The organism is Streptomyces sp. NPDC005004 (assembly GCF_053600675.1).
In genome coordinates this window covers 296050-309186 of the sequence record NZ_JBSGAH010000002.1, presented here as the reverse complement: position 1 = coordinate 309186, position 13137 = coordinate 296050, and the positions used below count along the sequence as shown (strand labels likewise).

Below are 13137 nucleotides of genomic sequence, written 5' to 3'. Positions count from 1 at the left end.
GGTCGTGCGGGAGGTTTGACGTGGGGGTCACGCAAGGGGCCCCCACCTGGGCCGGGGAGGCGGCTCCGCCTGGCCTACGGAAGCAGCTCCACCTGGATCTCGACCTCCACCGGCGCGTCCAGCGGCAGCACCGCGACGCCCACCGCGCTGCGGGCGTGCACGCCCCGGTCGCCGAGGACCTCGCCGAGCAGTTCGCTGGCGCCGTTGAGCACGCCGGGCTGGCCGGTGAAGTCGGACGCGGAGGCCACGAAGCCCGTGACCTTCACCACGCGGGCGACGCGATCCAGATCACCCACGACGGACTTCACGGCGGCCAGCGCGTTCAGCGCGCAGGTGCGGGCGAGGTCCTTGGCCTCCTCCGCGGTGACCTCGGCGCCCACCTTGCCGGTGACCGGGAGCTGCCCGTCCACCATCGGGAGCTGGCCCGCGGTGTAGACGTACGAACCGGACAGCACGGCCGGCTGGTAGGCGGCCAGCGGCGGCACGACCTCGGGCAGGGTCAGCCCCAGTTCGGCCAGCCGGGCGTCCACCGCGCTCACGCCTGCTTCTCCCGCTTCAGGTAGGCCACGAGCTGCTCCGGGTTGGGCCCGGGAACGACCTGGACCAGCTCCCAGCCGTCCTCGCCCCAGTTGTCCAGAATCTGCTTCGTGGCGTGGACGAGCAGCGGCACGGTCGAGTATTCCCACTTGGTCATGGGGCCGACTGTAGTCGCTGTTATCCACAGCCTCCCGCGTGACTGTGGCCCAGACTGGTTAGTCTCGAAGACGTGAGCAGGCTCCAGGTCGTCAGCGGCAAGGGCGGGACCGGAAAGACGACGGTCGCCGCCGCCCTCGCGCTGGCCCTCGCGACCGAGGGGAAGCGGACGCTTCTCGTGGAGGTCGAGGGCCGGCAAGGCATCGCACAGCTCTTCGAGACCGAAGCGCTGCCCTACGAGGAGCGGAAGATCGCCGTCGCTCCCGGGGGCGGGGAGGTGTACGCACTCGCCATCGATCCCGAACAGGCCCTTCTGGACTATCTCCAGATGTTCTACAAACTCGGCGGCGCGGGCCGCGCCCTGCGAAAACTGGGCGCCATAGACTTCGCGACCACCATCGCGCCCGGTCTCAGAGACGTCCTGCTGACCGGCAAGGCGTGCGAGGCGGTGCGCCGCAAGGACAAGAGCGGCGCGTTCCTCTACGACCACGTCGTGATGGACGCACCCCCGACCGGTCGCATCACCCGCTTCCTCAACGTCAACGACGAGATGGCGGGCCTCGCCAAGATCGGGCCGATACACAATCAGGCGCAGGCCGTGATGCGGGTGCTCAAGTCGCCCGAGACGGCCGTGCATCTGGTGACGCTGCTGGAGGAGATGCCGGTCCAGGAGACCGCCGACGGCATCGCCGAACTCCGCGCGGCGGGGCTCCCGGTGGGCGAGATCATCGTCAACATGGTGCGCCCCGAGGTGCTGGACGCGTCCGACCTGGAACTGGCCCGGACGGTCCCGCACGCCGCCGTCGCCCGCGCGCTGTCCGCGGCCGGGCTCGGCGGCGCCCGCCGGGGCGGAGGCGCCGAGCGGCTGGTCGACCCGCTGCTGAACCAGGCCGCCGAGTACGCCGAGCGGTACGCGCTGGAGCAGGAGCAGCGCGCGGTCCTCGCCGAACTGGGCCTGCCGATGCGCGAACTGCCGCTGTTCGCCGAGGGCATGGACCTCGCGGGCCTGTACGAACTCGCCACCGAGCTGCGGAAGCAGGGGTTGTCATGAGTGTGGACCCGGCACGGCCCAAAGCCGCCGGAGCGCCCGCCGAGGACGGCGAGCGCCCCGGTCTGTCCCCCGCCCGCACGCTCGACGTGGACGCCCTCCTGGACGACCCCGGGACCCGGATCGTGGTGTGCTGCGGCTCCGGCGGCGTCGGCAAGACCACCACGGCGGCGGCGCTCGCGCTGCGCGCGGCCGAGCGGGGCCGCAAGGTGGTCGTCCTCACCATCGACCCGGCCAAGCGGCTGGCGCAGTCCATGGGCATCGACTCGCTGGACAACGTGCCGCGCCGGGTGAAGGGCACCGAGGACCGCCGTCCGGACGCCGGGTCCGACGACACCCCGGGCGGCGAACTGCACGCCATGATGCTCGACATGAAGCGCACCTTCGACGAGGTCGTGGAGGCGCACGCGGACCCCGAGCGGGCCGCCCAGATCCTGGCGAACCCCTTCTACCAGACGGTCTCCGGAGGTTTCGCGGGCACGCAGGAGTACATGGCGATGGAGAAGCTCGGCCAGCTCCGCGCCAAGGACGAGTGGGACCTGATCGTCGTCGACACCCCGCCCTCCCGCAACGCGCTGGACTTCCTGGACGCGCCCAAGCGGCTCGGCTCGTTCCTGGACGGCCGGCTGATCCGGGTCCTCACCGCCCCGGCGAAGCTCGGCGGCCGCGCCGGGATGGCCTTCCTGAACGTCGGCATGTCGATGATGACCGGCACGCTCGGCAAGCTGCTGGGCGGTCAGCTCCTGAAGGACGTACAGACCTTCGTCTCCGCGATGGACACCACCTTCGGCGGGTTCCGTACGCGCGCGGACGCCACGTTCAAGCTCCTCCAGGCGCCCGGTACGGCGTTCCTCGTGGTCGCCGCGCCGGAGCGGGACGCGCTGCGCGAGGCGGCGTACTTCGTGGAGCGCCTCGCGGCGGAGAAGATGCCGCTGGTCGGACTGGTCCTCAACCGCGTGCACGCGAGCGGGGCCGGAGGACTGTCCGCCGAGCGGGCGCTCGCGGCCGCGGAAAATCTTGCGGAGGACCGCATTGTCGATCAGGGGGACGGGAAAGCTGGATCTCGTAACTCTCCCGACATGTACGGAAGTTCAGACTCCGCTCCCGAGGAACCGGCCCCCGGCGCAGGCTCCCCCGCCACCGATCCGGACCGGTCCGTCGACGAGCTGACGGCGGGCCTGCTCAGGCTGCACGCCGACCGGATGCAGTTGCTCGCACGCGAGCAGCGCACCCGGGACCGCTTCGTCTCCCGCCACCCCGAGGTGGCGCTCGTCGAGGTCCCGGCCCTCCCCGGCGACGTACACGACCTGGCGGGCCTGCGCGACATCGGAGACCGTCTCTCCGAGGGCCGCACGGAACTGAGCTGACGGGGCCCTGGCCGGGCGGGCTGCCGACACAGGGCCCGCGCCCCGGGCGGACGAGGCGACCGGCGTAGGCCGTGACGGCCCCTCGGCGCGGCACGGCGGTATCGGCACGTCGGCACCGGGACGGTGCCGACGGCATCCCGGTCGCGGGCGCACGCCCCGCAGGACACCGGCCACAGCCCGACGCCACCGATCACGTCGCATCCCACGGCACGCACGGCGGCCCCAGCCGTATGCGGGCCACGGCGACCGCCCACGGTGCGGCAGCCACGCTTCCGGCGCCGCAGACGCTCGCGACCCCACACGGGTACGAGCAGCGGAGGCACCATGGAACCCGGCGACCGCCCAACACCCGCGGGACGCAAGGGAAGCAGCCGCCTCACCTTCGGCTGCGGACCCTCCAGGCCCCGCAGTCACACGCCTGCCACCGCGGCACTCCGGCCGGATCACCCGTGCCCAGCGCACTCACGGCAAGGATGTCCCCGGGCGAACCCCCGCGGAGCGCCCCGCACATGCCCCTCCGGCCTATGCCGGAGGCAAGCCCTCAGCTCACCGCCGCGTAGTTCTCGTACACCTCGTCGTTGTCGAGGGGCACGATTCCCGCGCCGCGCTCGTACTCCGAACGAGCGGTCTCCAGCAGGCGTCGCCAGGAGGTGACGGTGGGGCGCCGGCGCAGCAAAGCGCGGCGCTCGCGCTCCGTCATGCCTCCCCACACACCGAACTCCACGCGGTTGTCCAGCGCGTCCGCCAGGCACTCCGTCCGCACCGGGCACCCGGTGCACACCGCTTTCGCCCTGTTCTGCGCTGCTCCCTGAACGAACAGTTCATCCGGATCGGTAGTGCGGCAGGCGGCCTGCGCACTCCAGTCGGTAACCCAGCCCATACCGGCGCCGTCCTCTCCCGAATCGAGGCTCCCCCACGGCGGCAGCGGCATATTCACCGCCGCCAGTTGAGGACGTTACGGAAGGCGCGGACAGCGCAACACCCCCTTCGGGCCCAATCTTGAATGGCCCGAACGGACTATGGGTAAGCGGCAGATCACCCGGAGGAGTGAGCTGACGACATGCGTGATCATCCCGGCGAAGCGGGACGGTTGTGGTGCGCCACAAGGGGCGTCCGGTGACACACGAGGCGGATTCGGACACGGCCCGCCGGAAAGTGGGGGTACTCCCGGAACGATTCGGGGTCGCCGGACGTATTGCTCCATGACCGCACCGCTGTGACAGTTGAGAGCAGCTTAGGCCAATGCCTGTGCGCGTGTCCGGCGAATGAACACGGACGCGCCCCGCCGCGCCCTGCCGTAACGCGCCGTGCCACCGGCGTACGTCACGATCCTGCACCCGAACATCCCGAAGGACTGTCGGTCCATCGGAACGCTCATCAGTACGGATTAGGCTGCCCCCATGCCAAAGAAGCGCTCCGGCGGTGGCCTCTCGACGACGCAGCAGGCCGCCAAGTTCCTCGGTGTCAGTGTGCTGGCGGGGGCGGTGCTCGCGGGCATCGCGCTGCCCGCCGCGGGGGCGCTGGGCCTCGCGGCGAAGGGCTCCGTCCAGGGGTTCGACGAGATCCCCGCCAACCTCAAGAGCCCTCAGCTCAGCCAGCGCACGACGATACTGGACAGCCGGGGCCACCAGATCGCGACCGTCTACTCCCGCGACCGCACGGTGGTGGACCTCAAGGACATCTCGCCGTACATGCAGAAGGCGATCGTCGCGATCGAGGACTCGCGCTACTACCAGCACGGCGCGATCGACCTCAAGGGCGTGCTGCGCGCCCTGAACAAGAACGCGCAGGAGGGCGGGGTCGCCCAGGGCGCCTCCACGCTCACCCAGCAGCTCGTGAAGAACTACTTCATCGAGGAGGCGGGCGACGACCCGACCAAGGTCGCCCAGGCCACCCAGCAGACCCTCGGCCGCAAGGTCCGCGAGCTGAAGTACGCGATCCAGATCGAGGAAAAGCTCGGCAAGAAGAAGATCCTGGAGAACTACCTCAACATCACGTTCTTCGGCGAGCAGGCGTACGGCGTCGAGGCCGCCTCGCAGCGTTACTTCTCCAAGCACGCCAAGGACCTCGACCTCCAGGAGTCCGCGCTCCTCGCCGGCATCGTCCAGTCCCCGAGCCGCTACGACCCGGTGAACGACGAGGCCGAGGCCACCAAGCGGCGCAACACCGTGCTCCAGCGCATGGCCGAGGTCGGCGACATCTCCCAGGCGGAAGCCGACGCCGCGATGGAGAAGCCGCTCGGGCTGCACGTCAGCCAGCCGAAGAACGGCTGCATCACCGCGACGCACGGCTCGGCGTTCTTCTGCAAGTACGTCGAGAACGTCTTCCTGACCGACCCGACCTTCGGCAAGACCCGCGAGGCGCGCGCCAAGCTCTGGAACAAGGGCGGACTGACGATCCGTACGACCCTGGACCCGCAGGCCCAGGACTCCGTGCAGGCATCGCTCAAGGACCACGTCTACAAGTCCGACAAGGTCGCCGCGGCCGCCACCCTGGTCCAGCCGGGCACCGGCAAGGTCCTGGCGATGGGCCAGTCGAAGCCGTTCGGCTACGCCAAGGACGAGACCGAGTACAACTTCTCGGTGGACAAGGCCTACGGCGGCTCCAACTTCGGCTTCCCGACGGGCTCGACGTTCAAGCCGTTCGTGGCCGCGGCCGCCATCGAGGGCGGCAAGCCGCCGACCCAGTCGTACTCCGCGCCGTACAAGATGAACTACCCGAGCCCCGTGCAGCGGTGCTCCGGCGGGCCGTACGTCAACACCAGGAACGAGACGGTGGAGAACGAGAACGAGTCCGAGAAGGGCCCGTACCGCATGAAGGAGGCGATGGCCAAGTCGGTCAACACCTACTTCGTGCAGCTCATCTCCGACATCGGTCTGTGCCCGGTGGTGAAGATGACCGACGCGCTGCACGTGGTGCAGGGCGACGGCTCGAAGCTGCCGCAGACCCCCTCCATCGCGCTCGGCTCGATCGGCCTGTCGCCGCTGACCATGGCGAGCGCGTACGCGACCTTCGCCTCGCGCGGCACCTACTGCACGCCGGTCGCCATCGAGTCGATCACCCGGAGGTCCGGCACCGAGGAGACCTCGCTCCCGGTCCCGAAGACGACCTGCTCGCGGGCGATGAGCCAGAAGACCGCGGACACGGTGAACACGCTGCTGCGCGGCGTGGTCGACTCCGGTACCGGTAAGGAAGCGGGTCTGACCGACCGCGAGAGCGCGGGCAAGACGGGCACGACGGACGAGCGCAAGAACGCCTGGTTCGTCGGCTACACGCCGAACCTGGCCGGTGCGGTCTGGGTCGGCAGCGCCCAGCAGAACGTGAAGATGACCGGCGTCACCATCGGCGGCGTCTACCGCCCGCTGGTCTACGGCGGCGAGGTCCCGGGCCCGATCTGGAAGGACGCCATGGCGGGCGCCCTCGTCGGAAAGGCCGCCCCGGACTTCCAGCTCGTCGACATCCCCGACGACGAGGACGACGACCACGGCAGGGACGGCGGCCGCGACCACGGCGACGACCACGGCCGTACGGGCGGCAATCACCGGGGCAATCCGGGCGGCGGCGGTCTGATCGGCGGACTCTTCGGCGGGCTGACGAACGGCGGCGGCACGGGGACGACGGGCGGCACCGGCGGTCGCACTCCCGGTACGACGAATCCGACCGTCACGGCGCCCCGGACCCCGACGCAGGGGCACGGCGGGGCGAACGGCGGCCGCCGGAACTGAGGAACCGAGGACCGTACGACGGCGGGGCCGCACCTACTGCGCGAGCAGGGGGTGCGGCCCCGAAGTCGTATCAGGGGGTGAGCCGGCTCAGCCCTGGAGGAGCTTCTTCACGACGGCGGCGACGCGGCCGCCCTCGGCCAGCCCGGCGACCTTCGGGTTCACGATCTTCATGACGGCGCCCATGGCGCGCGGGCCCTCGGCACCGGCGGCCCTGGCCTCCTCGACCGCCTGGGCGACGATCGTGTTCAGCTCGTCGTCGGAGAGCTGCTTGGGCAGGTACGTGGCGAGGATCTCGCCCTCCGCCTTCTCCCGCTCGGCCGACTCCGCACGACCACCCTGCGCGAACGCCTCGGCCGCCTCGCGACGCTTCTTGGCCTCCTTGGTGATCACCTTGAGGACCTCGTCGTCGGACAGCTCGCGCTTCTCCTTGCCGGCGACCTCTTCCTTGGAGATCGCGGCCAGGGTCAGCCGGAGCGTGGAGGAGCGCAGCTCGTCGCGCTCCTTGATCGCGGCGTTGAGGTCGTCGTGCAGCTTCGCCTTGAGCGTGGTGGTCATGGTCCGATTGTCGCAGGTGCGGTGCTCGGGACGCGCCCCGATTTCACGGCCCGGCCTCCCGGTCCTCTCCGGCCCGAACTCCCTGTGCTCCAAAGGGCTCCCGGTCTCGCCGCCCGGCGGGGGTCTGACACGATGGTCGTATGCGCGCGCGATATGGAGTACCCCTGGGGATCATGGCGGCAGGCGCCGCCGGAGTGGCGTACGCGGCGGGGTTCGAGGCCCGCTCCTTCCGCCTCCGACGAGTGACGGTGCCGGTGCTGCCGCCGGGTATGCGCCCGCTGCGGGTGCTCCAGGTCTCCGACATCCACATGGTGAGCGGCCAGGGCAAGAAGCGGCGCTGGCTGCAGTCGCTCGCGGGTCTGCGTCCCGACTTCGTGATCAACACCGGCGACAACCTCTCGGACCCCGAGGGCGTCCCCGAGGTGCTGGACGCACTCGGCCCGCTGATGGAGTTCCCGGGCGCGTACGTCTTCGGGTCCAACGACTACTACGGCCCCAAGCTGCGCAACCCCGCCCGCTACCTCCTGGAGAAGGTCAGCGGCAACCACGGTCTGAACGGCAACGCGCCCGCCACCGGCGTGGTCCACAACCCCTGGGAGGACCTGCGGGACGGCTTCGACTCCGCGGGCTGGCTCAACCTGACCAACACCCGGGGCACGCTGAAGATCGACGGCTCCTCGATCGAGCTGACCGGCCTGGACGACCCGCACATCAAGCGCGACCGCTACGCGCGGGTGGCCGGCGGTCCGACGGCCGGCCACGACTTCTCGATGGGCGTCGTCCACGCGCCGTACCTGCGCACCCTGGACGCGTTCACCGAGGACGGCTATCCGCTGATCCTGGCCGGTCACACCCATGGTGGCCAGCTCTGCATCCCCTTCTACGGCGCGCTGGTCACCAACTGCGACCTGGACACGGACCGGGTGAAGGGGCTGTCGACGCACTCGGTGGACGGCCGGACCTCGTATCTGCACGTGTCGGCGGGGTGCGGGACGAACCGCTACACGCCGGTGCGGTTCGCGTGTCCCCCGGAGGTCACGTTGCTGACGCTGGTGGGACGGGTCTAGCGATCCTGGGGGCTTGAGGGCGGTGTACCCCTCCCGGAGTACGCCGAATAGCCCCATTCATCCCTCGTGCCTAGCGTGAGGGCATGACCGCACCGATACCCAGGGAGATCCCGGACCTGCCGGCGATTCCCAGCCCGCCCGTGCTCCAGCCGTCGCCGGTGCCGGTGACGGCGGTGGTGGCTCCGATCCGACGGCCCTGGGTGGCACTGTTCCGCCTGGGAACCGCGCTGCTCGCGGTGGCCGGGATCGCTCTGGAACTCATGATCGGCGCCCCTTCCCGCATCCTGAGCTACTTCGGCGTCCAGGCCGCTGCCCTGCTCGCGGTGGTCATGCTCCTGTCGGCGTCGCGCTCGTGGCGGGCACGGAGGGCGCTGCCGTCCGGGCTGTCGGGAGCGGCACTCCTCTACATGGTGACGAGCGCCCTGGCGTACCACGTGCTGCTCGCCCACACGACGCCCCCGTTCACGATGACGGGCACGTCGGCGATACCGGAACGCTGGCACGCCCAGTGGGGCGCGCTCCAGATCCTGTACACCGTGCTGCCGCTGGCGGCCCTGCTGGACTGGCTCCTCTTCACCCCGGCCCCCCGCCTGCACCTGCGCCAGGCGGCGGCGTGGCTGCTGTACCCGCTGGCGTACCTGATCTTCACGCTGACACGGGCGCTGTTCATCCCCTCGGACGGCACACGGGGCCGCTACCTCTACCCCTTCCTGGACGCCGCCGCCCACGGCTACCGCAGCACCCTCGCGAACGCCCTCCTGATCGGCCTCGCGATCTACGCCCTCGCCCTCCTCCTGGTCGCCCTCGACCACACCCGCCCGACCCCCACCCGCCGCCGCGTCTGACGCCGCCCACAACCGGATTTCGCCCTCAGCCCCCGGTGGGCTAAAGTAAACGACGTCGCCGCGACAGCAGCGACATCGGGGTGTAGCGCAGCTTGGCAGCGCGCTTCGTTCGGGACGAAGAGGTCGTGGGTTCAAATCCCGCCACCCCGACAGCCGTAAGACCAGGTCAGGCCCGGTGCTGAGAGATCAGCACCGGGCCTGACCTGCTGTATGCCTCCGCTGTGGGAGCAACCTCTTGCCAACTCGCTCACCCAGGTGCCGAGATTCGCAAGCTCTCCCCCGCCGAGCGCCGTTTCACCGGCCCGCAGCAGCTGACCGGCGCAGCCGCTTCCCGTTGCGGCCGACGTACGGTTGAACTACCGGACAGCGTCGATGAACACGACCGCCGCCTACTGCGCAGGGTCGCCGGCCTGGTGGCCGACCTACTGGTGACCAAGCACAGCTACTCCGACCTCTTCTTCGGTGTCCGACGCGGTGAACCGATGAGCGTCGTAGCCGAGATCCATTGGAGAGAACCGGCCGCGGAATCCGGGCGATGGCGCGCTCCCTGTCCCACGCGCTCATGCAGGCGCGGGGTGGACACACCACGGACGACGCGACGCTGCTCCTGGTGGAGTGGCGCGGCTGACCTCACTCCGGCGGTACCTCGGCGCTTCCGGTGTCGATGAGGATCTGATTCACCTGGGTGACGTTGCCGGCCCGGGCGTGCCTGGGCCATCGCGGCGGGGGCGGCCTCGGGCGCTGTGTGGGTCCAAATCCCGCCACCCCGACAGCCGTAATACCAGGTCAGGCGGGTACTGGATTCAGTACCCGCCTGACCTGTCCGGCTGGGATGGGTGGGCCTCCGGTCCGGAGGCCCACCCGAGGGCTGTCGGGAGTCCCTCAGGGGCCGACGCCCGCCTCGGCGGAGGGGGCGCGGCGGGAGCGCCACCACGTCCAGGCCGTGTGGCTCACGAGGGCGACGGCGACGGCGACGGCCGTGAAGCGGACGGTGGTCCAGGTGGCCAGGACGACCTGGCTCGGTCCGCGGGACTCCGTCTCCAGGCGCATGGTCGTCTCGTAGAAGGCCACCAGGGGAATGAGCAGCCGGAAGAACAGGCCGCCGATTCCCGGTACCCGCGCGATGTTTCCCAGGAGCCCGAGGGGTGCTCCGAAGACGAGTGCCAGCACGCCCCAGAGGGCGATTCCCGACGATCCCGCGCCCGAGGATTCCAGTCCGCCCAGGGAGGCCAGGCTCGCCTTGGTCAGGTAATAGGTCACCACACCGATGGCCAGTCCCAGAGGCGCGAGAACGACCGATTCGATTCTGGACCGGCGGAAATAACCCACCAGGAACGCGTAACAGGCCCACGGCCACCCACCGGTGAAAACGGCGCCCACGGCCACGCCCGGAAGTCCGCCCCCATGTTCGGCGGCAGGTCCCGCCAGGCCGAGAAACAAGCCGAGTGCGAGTGGCACCGCACACGACACGGCCCGAGCACCCCAAAAATTCACTGTAGGTCAACCCTCGTCACGGCGGACAGATTCACGCGTTGTCGTAGTACGCGAAGCAGGTCCATGCCGCACCCTGGGTCGAGTTGGCGTAGGAGGTCTCCCCCTTCGCCACCCAGCCACTGGAATGGTCGACGTTCTGGACCCTGACCGTCGACTTGTGCTTCACGTTCGCGATGTAGTTCGAGTAGCACTTCTTTCCGGCCGACACCAGATCGTACCCGTAGCACCATTTGCCGTGAGTCACGTTCTCGCAGGTATTGCCTTTCGGCTGCACGCCCGAATTCTTGATTTCCAGCCGTACCACGCCCCACTCGGAGGGGTTGCCCAGCTCCGCGGGCGGCTTGACGCCGTCACCCCTTTTATGGATGACGGGCTTCCCGGGTACGAGGCTGCCCTGCGACCCCTGGGCGGACGCCGGGGTGGCAAAGCCGGAAACCGCGAGCGCGGCGCCTGAGATACCGAAAAGTATTGCCTTTCCAAACTTCTTCATGTTGTCCCTTCCCCGTTCCCCGCTGTCGCGGGTTCCAAGGGATCTTCTACGAGGGTGCCGGGGCGGTCAAGGCTTGGCCGATTTATGGCCACGAAACGGCCAGAAATGATTTTCGGGGGCGTTATCCATGGGCGTGGTCGGGTACGCACGGACCTCGCCCCGTCCCGAAATTTCGCTGCGGGTGGCGGGTGGAGCGCCGATAGTGGGCGGATGGAGCTGGTGGAGATCGCGCGGCGGCTGGTGGGGGAGCGGCATCCCGGCGCTCGGGCCGCGTTTCTCGGGGGCAGTGTCGTGACGGAGCGGCGGACGGCGATGTCGGATCTCGACGTCGTGGTGCTGCTGGACGGGGAGCCCGCGCCGTATCGGGTCAGCCTTCGGTGGTCGGGGTGGCCGGTGGAGCTGTTCGCGCACACCGAGGCGTCGTGGGAGGCGTACGTCGGGCGGGAGGTGAGGCGGGGGCGGTCGCCGCTGCTTTTCATGTGCGCCGAGGGGGAGTTGCTGTTCGACGTGGACGGAGTGGGGATGCGGATCGCTGCGGAGGCGCGGGAGTTGGTGGATGCCGGGCCCCCCGCGGTGTCACGGGAAGAGGTCGACGACCTTCGGTATGCCCTCACCGATCTGCTCGATGACCTCGCGGGGAGCGGGGATCGGGCTGAGCGGTTGTTCATTGCCACCGAATTGGCGCGCAGGAGCGGGGAGTTGGCTCTGGTCGTCCGTCGGTCCTGGCGTGGAGGCGGGAAGTGGCTCGCTCGGCGGTTGGAGGTGGCTGTGCCGGGGCTGGGGGATCGGCTGGGGCGCGGGGTGAGGGAAGTGCTGCACGGGCGGGACGAGTTGCTTGTCTCCGTTGTGGACGAGGTGATGGCAGAGGTGGGTGGGCGGTTGTGGGTCGGGTACCGGCGGGGTGGGGCTGTCTGACGAGTCACCGGAACTCCGTTTTTTCGCCGCGGCGTTGAGCATCCCGGCGGGCGCCTTTACGCTCGGCTGCCACCCGTGGGGGAACCGCCCCGAGCCTGAAGGAGCCGCGCGTGCCCTTGATCGACGTCAATGGTGTCCCGGTCCACTACACCGACACGGGGGCGCCGCCCGGGAAGCCCGAGGCGCCTGCCGTCGTCTTCGGGCACGGATTGCTCTTCAGCGGGTGGATGTTCCATCCGCAGGTGGCGGCGCTGCGGGATGACTACCGGTGCGTGACCGTCGACTGGCGGGGGCAGGGGGAGACTCCGGCGGCGCCGGGCGGGTACGACATGGACAGCCTCACCGCCGATGCGGTCGCGCTGATCGAGGCGCTCGGGCTCGGCGCCGTGCATTACGTCGGGCTCTCCATGGGCGGCTTCGTCGGGCAGCGCATCGCGGCCCGGCACGGGGAGTCGCTTCGGTCGCTGACGCTGCTCGACACCAGCGCGGAGGTCGAGGAACCCGCGAGGGCCGGGGAGTACCGGCTGCTGGCCAACGTCTATCGGGTCACCGGGGTCCGGCCGGTCCTGAGCAGGGTGAAGGCGGAGATGTTCGGGCCCGGATTCCTCTCGTCACCGGAGAGCCGGCCAGTGGTCGACGAGTGGTTGCGGCGGCTGCGGCGCTGTCGGCGGTCGGGCATACGGAAGGCCGTGCTCGGGGTGGTCGAGCGCACGGGCATGAGCGGCGAACTCGGCCGTATCTCCGTGCCCACGCTGGTAGCCGTCGGTGCCGACGACACCGCCACTCCCGCCGTCGAGTCGGAGCGGATCGCGGCGGGTGTGAAGGGCGCTCGGCTGGAGGTGGTGCCCGGGTCGGGGCACAGCAGCACGGTGGAGCAGCCTGCGGTGGTGAACGGGCTGATCAGGGACTTCCTGGCAGCGGTCGACGGTGAGTGAGCG

At 69.9% G+C, this 13137-nt stretch carries 13 protein-coding genes, 1 tRNA gene and 2 pseudogenes; 10 read left to right on the top strand and 6 right to left on the bottom strand.

From position 1 onward, the window contains the following. Positions 1-74: 74 nt before the first annotated feature. Together ACWEEU_RS03825 and ACWEEU_RS03820 are read right to left on the bottom strand one after the other, a co-directional pair. Positions 75-539 (bottom strand): RidA family protein, encoded by a 465-nt coding sequence (locus tag ACWEEU_RS03825; RefSeq protein WP_385746728.1) that lies wholly within the window; start codon positions 537-539, stop codon positions 75-77. Then, a complete protein-coding gene (locus tag ACWEEU_RS03820; protein WP_018547934.1) occupies positions 536-694 on the bottom strand; it encodes a DUF4177 domain-containing protein in 159 nt (52 codons plus the stop codon). The genes ACWEEU_RS03825 and ACWEEU_RS03820 overlap by 4 nt, the downstream gene beginning before the upstream one ends. A 72-nt stretch (positions 695-766) precedes the next feature. Between ACWEEU_RS03820 and ACWEEU_RS03815 the strand changes: the two genes are divergently transcribed. Both ACWEEU_RS03815 and ACWEEU_RS03810 read left to right on the top strand, forming a co-directional pair. Further along, entirely contained in the window at positions 767-1744 is a 978-nt protein-coding gene (locus ACWEEU_RS03815) for an ArsA family ATPase (protein WP_451728103.1), read from the top strand. Beyond that, positions 1741-3108 carry an ArsA family ATPase gene (locus ACWEEU_RS03810; RefSeq protein ID WP_451728100.1) on the top strand — a complete coding sequence of 456 codons (1368 nt, stop codon included), beginning with the start codon at positions 1741-1743 and terminating at the stop codon, positions 3106-3108. The genes ACWEEU_RS03815 and ACWEEU_RS03810 overlap by 4 nt, the downstream gene beginning before the upstream one ends. Before the next feature lie 541 nt (positions 3109-3649). Here ACWEEU_RS03810 and wblA read toward each other — a convergent pair. Beyond that, positions 3650-3988: a transcriptional regulator WblA gene (gene wblA / locus ACWEEU_RS03805; RefSeq protein WP_018547931.1), complete on the bottom strand. Its 339-nt coding sequence runs from the start codon at positions 3986-3988 to the stop codon at positions 3650-3652. Positions 3989-4508: 520 nt separating this feature from the next. On the opposite strand from wblA, the gene ACWEEU_RS03800 reads away from it, so the two are divergent. Beyond that, positions 4509-6833, top strand: coding sequence for a transglycosylase domain-containing protein (locus tag ACWEEU_RS03800; RefSeq protein WP_385746722.1), 2325 nt, complete (start codon positions 4509-4511; stop codon positions 6831-6833). Positions 6834-6920: 87 nt separating this feature from the next. On the opposite strand, the gene ACWEEU_RS03795 is transcribed toward ACWEEU_RS03800, so the two are convergent. Then, complete coding sequence (locus ACWEEU_RS03795; RefSeq protein WP_385746720.1) at positions 6921-7388, bottom strand: GatB/YqeY domain-containing protein; 468 nt, start codon at positions 7386-7388, stop codon at positions 6921-6923. A 140-nt stretch (positions 7389-7528) separates the two neighbouring features. On the opposite strand from ACWEEU_RS03795, the gene ACWEEU_RS03790 reads away from it, so the two are divergent. The 5 genes and pseudogenes from ACWEEU_RS03790 to ACWEEU_RS03770 form a co-directional block, all read left to right on the top strand. Further along, on the top strand, positions 7529-8455 hold the full coding sequence (locus ACWEEU_RS03790) for a metallophosphoesterase (RefSeq protein WP_385746718.1): 927 nt from the start codon (positions 7529-7531) through the stop codon (positions 8453-8455). An 83-nt stretch (positions 8456-8538) separates the two neighbouring features. Next, positions 8539-9300, top strand: a complete 762-nt coding sequence (locus ACWEEU_RS03785) for a Pr6Pr family membrane protein (protein ID WP_451728095.1) — start codon at positions 8539-8541, stop codon at positions 9298-9300. A gap of 76 nt (positions 9301-9376) precedes the next feature. Further along, positions 9377-9450, top strand: a tRNA-Pro gene (locus tag ACWEEU_RS03780). 212 nt (positions 9451-9662) lie between these two features. Then, positions 9663-9809 (top strand): annotated as a pseudogene (locus ACWEEU_RS03775) (serine/threonine-protein phosphatase); the annotation flags it as partial. Continuing rightward, positions 9806-9928, top strand: a pseudogene (locus ACWEEU_RS03770) (serine/threonine-protein phosphatase); the annotation flags it as partial. The pseudogenes ACWEEU_RS03775 and ACWEEU_RS03770, both read left to right, overlap by 4 nt. A 254-nt stretch (positions 9929-10182) precedes the next feature. Here ACWEEU_RS03770 and ACWEEU_RS03765 read toward each other — a convergent pair. Both ACWEEU_RS03765 and ACWEEU_RS03760 read right to left on the bottom strand, forming a co-directional pair. After that, entirely contained in the window at positions 10183-10563 is a 381-nt protein-coding gene (locus ACWEEU_RS03765) for a hypothetical protein (RefSeq protein WP_451728092.1), read from the bottom strand. Between the two features lie 262 nt (positions 10564-10825). After that, positions 10826-11284 (bottom strand): lactococcin 972 family bacteriocin, encoded by a 459-nt coding sequence (locus ACWEEU_RS03760; protein ID WP_451728089.1) that lies wholly within the window; start codon positions 11282-11284, stop codon positions 10826-10828. Positions 11285-11494: 210 nt separating this feature from the next. On the opposite strand from ACWEEU_RS03760, the gene ACWEEU_RS03755 reads away from it, so the two are divergent. Continuing rightward, complete coding sequence (locus ACWEEU_RS03755) at positions 11495-12199, top strand: nucleotidyltransferase domain-containing protein (RefSeq protein WP_451728086.1); 705 nt, start codon at positions 11495-11497, stop codon at positions 12197-12199. Positions 12200-12309: 110 nt separating this feature from the next. Further along, on the top strand, positions 12310-13134 hold the full coding sequence (locus tag ACWEEU_RS03750) for an alpha/beta fold hydrolase (RefSeq protein WP_451728083.1): 825 nt from the start codon (positions 12310-12312) through the stop codon (positions 13132-13134). Positions 13135-13137: the final 3 nt, after the last annotated feature.

Bases quoted from the DNA above. Each gene is read 5' to 3' on its own strand.
- ACWEEU_RS03820 (WP_018547934.1), bottom strand. From the start codon at position 694: ATGACCAAGTGGGAATACTCGACCGTGCCGCTGCTCGTCCACGCCACG.
- ACWEEU_RS03810 (WP_451728100.1), top strand. From the start codon at position 1,741: ATGAGTGTGGACCCGGCACGGCCCAAAGCCGCCGGAGCGCCCGCCGAG.
- wblA (WP_018547931.1), bottom strand. From the start codon at position 3,988: ATGGGCTGGGTTACCGACTGGAGTGCGCAGGCCGCCTGCCGCACTACC.
- ACWEEU_RS03800 (WP_385746722.1), top strand. From the start codon at position 4,509: ATGCCAAAGAAGCGCTCCGGCGGTGGCCTCTCGACGACGCAGCAGGCC.
- ACWEEU_RS03795 (WP_385746720.1), bottom strand. From the start codon at position 7,388: ATGACCACCACGCTCAAGGCGAAGCTGCACGACGACCTCAACGCCGCG.
- ACWEEU_RS03790 (WP_385746718.1), top strand. From the start codon at position 7,529: ATGCGCGCGCGATATGGAGTACCCCTGGGGATCATGGCGGCAGGCGCC.
- ACWEEU_RS03785 (WP_451728095.1), top strand. From the start codon at position 8,539: ATGACCGCACCGATACCCAGGGAGATCCCGGACCTGCCGGCGATTCCC.
- ACWEEU_RS03760 (WP_451728089.1), bottom strand. From the start codon at position 11,284: ATGAAGAAGTTTGGAAAGGCAATACTTTTCGGTATCTCAGGCGCCGCG.
- ACWEEU_RS03755 (WP_451728086.1), top strand. From the start codon at position 11,495: ATGGAGCTGGTGGAGATCGCGCGGCGGCTGGTGGGGGAGCGGCATCCC.